We start from the raw sequence: 4,455 nt of genomic DNA, 5'->3' as shown, positions 1-4,455 counted from the left end.
CGGTCTAAATCAATATATAGAAAACTAAACTTTTCCTTTAATTTTATCTTAAGTTGAATATCTCTATTTAATGCTGCAGTATTGTATGTATTTGTTAAATGATCCTCGTACGCTAGCTCTGATAACTTCCTTCTAGTGTTTTCTATTTCCGTAATATCATTTCCTATTCCTATAGTGCCCATTATTTCACCTTCTTTTTCAATAGGTGAGATTGTGATATGAATGCATTTAGGCCCAAACCATTCTTTATAAGAAACTTCCTTCCCTAAAAAGACCTTAGAAATATTATGCTTAAATCTATCAGATATTTCCTTAGGAAAATAATCCATCGTCTGACTGAAGGATCGAGATGTTTGTTCCGCAAACAGTTCATTAGAAGGATGAATCATCGGAATTCCTTTTTCCACAAAATACTCTGTTGCTATCTTTCCGGTTAGTAGGGTAAAATTCAATTCTTTATCTAATCTAAAGATTAAGTTATTTACATGTCTCACTACAGTATCAAAGGAATTAATGATATTAGTCTTTAAACGTAGCTCATTTTCTTTTTCATTCGTTATATCTGTCCGAATACTTAAAAAGTATGTACCTTGTTCAATTGTATTAATAGGTAAAATATAAGTCTTTACCCAATACAATTCTCCATTTTTACGTTTGTTACATATTTCACCTTCCCATGTTTGACCTTGAAGAATTGTTTTCCACAATTCTTCAAAAAATCCAGACGGGTGGGTGAAGGAATTAATAATTCGATGAGTTTTTCCGATTAATTCTTTACGAGAGTAACCAGAGATCTCCGTAAATTTGTCATTTACATATAATATTTTTCCAGCATGATCAGTTAAAGCAATAATCATGGTTTCATTTACTGCATAGCTCATCAGATTCATTTTATAAAATGTATCTTCAAGTTTTTCTTCCAGTAGGTTAATATCTGACAACGACTCTTTATGTAAAGCATCTTTTACTGTGAGCAATAAATCTTTGGACCCTGTTCCAAATATGGACTCCATTACTTGTCCTCCATTTTAAATTTATCGTAAAAACACAACTCTCTTAATTCAAATAGTAGTAAAAAAGATATAAATTGTCAATATACGATTGATATTATTGGATTATGTAATGTCACCATTTGTCCATAAAATAATTACAACGCACTAAAGGTGCGACAATTTTATATCATCGCACCTCCAAAAAATACTATTATTTTAATAAACTTCTTACTAGCTTTATTTTGTTCTTATAAGGCGGGAATGCTACATTAAGAGGTATAGTTGTGCTCTTCTTCACAATAGATTTCTGATGAGTAAATAATTCAAAGCTCGCTAGTCCATGATATGCACCCATTCCAGAGTTTCCTACCCCACCAAAAGGTAAATGTGCACTACCTGCATGCATGATAGTATCATTTATACAACCGCCACCAAATGAAAGCTCTTCTAGGAAATAGTTTTGAGCTCCCTCATGCTCACTGAACATATAGGCAGCTAAAGGTTTAGGGAATTTTCTAATCTGACGAATAATATCAGGTAACTCTTTGTAAGTGATTACAGGTAAAATTGGTCCGAAGATTTCCTCCTGCATAGATGGACTAGAAAATTGTACACCATCTAGAATTGTAGGCTCTATATATAAATCTTCCTTGTCTGATTTTCCACCAAAAATAATCTGGTCCTTTTCTTGTACAATCATTTTTTGTAGTCGTTTAAAGTGATTGGTATTAACTATCCTGCCGTAGTCTGTACTTTCTTGTACATTTTCTCCATAAAAAAGATGAATTGCTTCCTGTAATTTTTCAATCAGCTTGTCTTTTACCGGCTCTTCTACTAATAAATAATCAGGTGCAATACAAGTTTGTCCGGCGTTCACTAATTTACCCCAAATAATACGTTTAGCGGCTAAATCTAAGTTAGCTGTATGATCGACAATAGCCGGGCTTTTCCCACCTAATTCTAAAGCAATAGGAGTGAGTCTTTTAGAAGCTGCTTCCATTACTACCTTCCCTACATTTACACTACCTGTAAAGAAAATAAAATCAAATGGAGCGTGGATTAAAAGGGAAGTTTCTTCTTTTTCTCCTTCCACGACTCTTATATAATGCGGATGAAATGCCTCTGCAACAATCTTTTTCACTATATTAGTAGTGTGAGGAGTAGTTTCCGAAGGTTTAATCATGGCACAATTACCGCCAGCAATTGCACCAATTAACGGTTCCATTACTAATTGAAAAGGATAGTTAAATGGGGCAATAATTAATACAGTTCCATAGGGTTCACTAATAATCTGACTTTTAGATGGCATTAAGGCCATTGGAGTCTTCACTTGTTTAGGCTGCATCCAGTGCTCTAGGTTTTTATTCATGTTTGAAATACTTTCATATATTAAGCCTATTTCTGTCGTATATGACTCAAACTCACTCTTTCTTAAGTCCTTATAAAGAGCTTCAATTACTTCAGCTTCATACTTCTTAATCGTTTTTTTCAATACTTCTAATTGTTCGATTCGAAACTTCGCGGATTTTGTTATGCCTGAGTAGTAAAAAGCGTGGTGCTCCTCTAACATAATATCCAACTGCTGTGAAGTAAATTTCACATAAATCATCTCCTCATCGACTTTGTTTTGTAGTAAAACTTCTTTAGTGCTAAAAGACCTTCTTGCTAAAGCATACTATTTTTTTCAAGTAGACGAAAGAAATTGGATTTTCTTCCTAGTACATTAAATGATGCAAAAATGGCATACTACTTTTAAAGGATGAGTTATAAAGTAATCTTTTTAACCGTTCTTTAACCAGTCCTGTCTTATGAAAAGTTTTAATTTCGTAATTAGTGTTTGATGGTGCAACAAATTGGGGTATATAAAAATCAAATGAATTATTTAAAAGCTTTTAAAAAGGAGAGGAAATATAATGACTGAAACTCAAACATGGTGGGAACCTATTTTTCAAGGACCAATGTCCATAGGCTTAAACAAGGAACGTTTACAAAATGAACTAGAAGAGGAAACTTTTTTATATTTCCAACAAAGTGACTCTACTATAACCGAGACAACTACAATCGAATAGATTATTTTCTAAAAGTCAATTTTTTATTTTGAAATAGTAATATATCGTAGTTACTTAGAACATGTAGGAGGAGAGTCAGATGATTCTCCTCCTTTTAATATGCTCTTATATATTTTATTCTTTACAATACTTTAGAAATAATGTACCTAATCATGTTAATTGATAACCCCTACACTCCTGAAAATTACCATTTGATAGGGGAAATAAATTGCTAATAAATTCATTGAACTAAAAAGACTGCAAACAAACTTCAATTTCAGTTTGTCCACAGACTTTCATACGACTATATTATGTTGTTGTACCTTTAATTTTAGTCTCTGGAGCTGTTTCTTCTGGTGCTATATCTTCAAAGGTTTCATTTGCTTCTTCTAAGTCTCTTGTTCGGTGAGCGAGACGAGATGCTGCGCTAGCAGCGATACTTGCAACTAAATCATCTAAAAAGGTATGAATACTTCCACCCTTCTTTGTATCTAGTTTAGATATAATACCTATTTTATTCTTGTCTAGATGCCCAAACGTGGTGACGGCTATACTTCCGTATGTAAATACAGCGCCTAATGCGATTGTTTCATCTACTCCGAACAAACCTTCATCTGCTTCTACAATTTGCTGAAGAGGAGCAGAAAGCATTTTCTTCTCAGCAAGCTCATCTAATTCAATACCAACTAAGATGGCATGCTGCATTTCTCTTTTTTTCATGACACTCTTGATCGACTCAATACAATGTTCAATTGTTAATCCTTTATTATAAGGAAACTGCATTTCATACACGATTTTAGCAACCTCTTCGATGGTAACCCCTCTACGTTTTAAGGCATCTAACGTGGCTTGCTCTACTGTTCTCGAATGCACTCTTAATGATTCATTTTCCAAAAAATAACCTCCTTATAATCTAACATTGTAAAAGATTCCTTGCGACTCCTCTTATTATACCTCTTTACCAGTATATGATACAATTTCTATATAACATGACAACGAGGTGTAAATATGAATCGAGGCACATTACAAGATACAACAATTTACAGTAAAGCTTTAGATGAAGAGATCCAGTTATTAATTTATTTACCTCCCAATTATTCACCATTATACAAATATAGTGTTTTAATCGCATCAGACGGAAAAGACTACTTTCAGCTTGGCAGAATATCCCGGATTGCAGATGAATTATATGAAAACCGGGAAATAGAAAACTTAATCATTGTGGGCGTGCCTTATAAAAATGTAAAAGATCGCCGAAGTAAATATCATCCTGAGGGAGAGCAACAGCTTGCGTATTCAAGGTTTATAGCACAAGAGCTAGTTCCTTATATTGATGAAAATTATCCTACTTATCAAATTGGAATGGGGAGAGCTCTAATAGGTGATTCACTGGCAGGAACAATTTCTTTACTTAC

Annotated in this window: 5 protein-coding genes; 2 read left to right on the top strand and 3 right to left on the bottom strand. The window is 33.5% G+C overall.

Features of this window, described 5'->3' with window-relative positions:
* Together AC06OU_RS15595 and AC06OU_RS15590 are read right to left on the bottom strand one after the other, a co-directional pair.
* The coding region (locus tag AC06OU_RS15595; RefSeq protein WP_475856993.1) for a PAS domain-containing protein at positions 1–1,013 on the bottom strand (1,013 nt) is incomplete at its 3' end.
* Positions 1,014–1,203: 190 nt separating this feature from the next.
* Entirely contained in the window at positions 1,204–2,592 is a 1,389-nt protein-coding gene (locus tag AC06OU_RS15590; RefSeq protein ID WP_475856991.1) for an aldehyde dehydrogenase, read from the bottom strand.
* Positions 2,593–2,905: 313 nt separating this feature from the next.
* Here AC06OU_RS15590 and AC06OU_RS15585 point away from each other — a divergent pair, with 313 nt between their 5' ends.
* Entirely contained in the window at positions 2,906–3,061 is a 156-nt protein-coding gene (locus AC06OU_RS15585) for a hypothetical protein (RefSeq protein WP_169358876.1), read from the top strand.
* Positions 3,062–3,349: 288 nt separating this feature from the next.
* Here AC06OU_RS15585 and AC06OU_RS15580 read toward each other — a convergent pair whose 3' ends face one another.
* Positions 3,350–3,934 carry a phosphatidylglycerophosphatase A family protein gene (locus AC06OU_RS15580; RefSeq protein WP_169358875.1) on the bottom strand — a complete coding sequence of 195 codons (585 nt, stop codon included), beginning with the start codon at positions 3,932–3,934 and terminating at the stop codon, positions 3,350–3,352.
* A 114-nt stretch (positions 3,935–4,048) separates the two neighbouring features.
* Between AC06OU_RS15580 and AC06OU_RS15575 the strand changes: the two genes are divergently transcribed.
* The coding region (locus AC06OU_RS15575; protein ID WP_475856989.1) for an alpha/beta hydrolase at positions 4,049–4,455 on the top strand (407 nt) is incomplete at its 3' end.

The organism is Psychrobacillus sp. (assembly GCF_056205495.1).
This window is presented reverse-complemented; position numbering and strand designations above follow the sequence as displayed.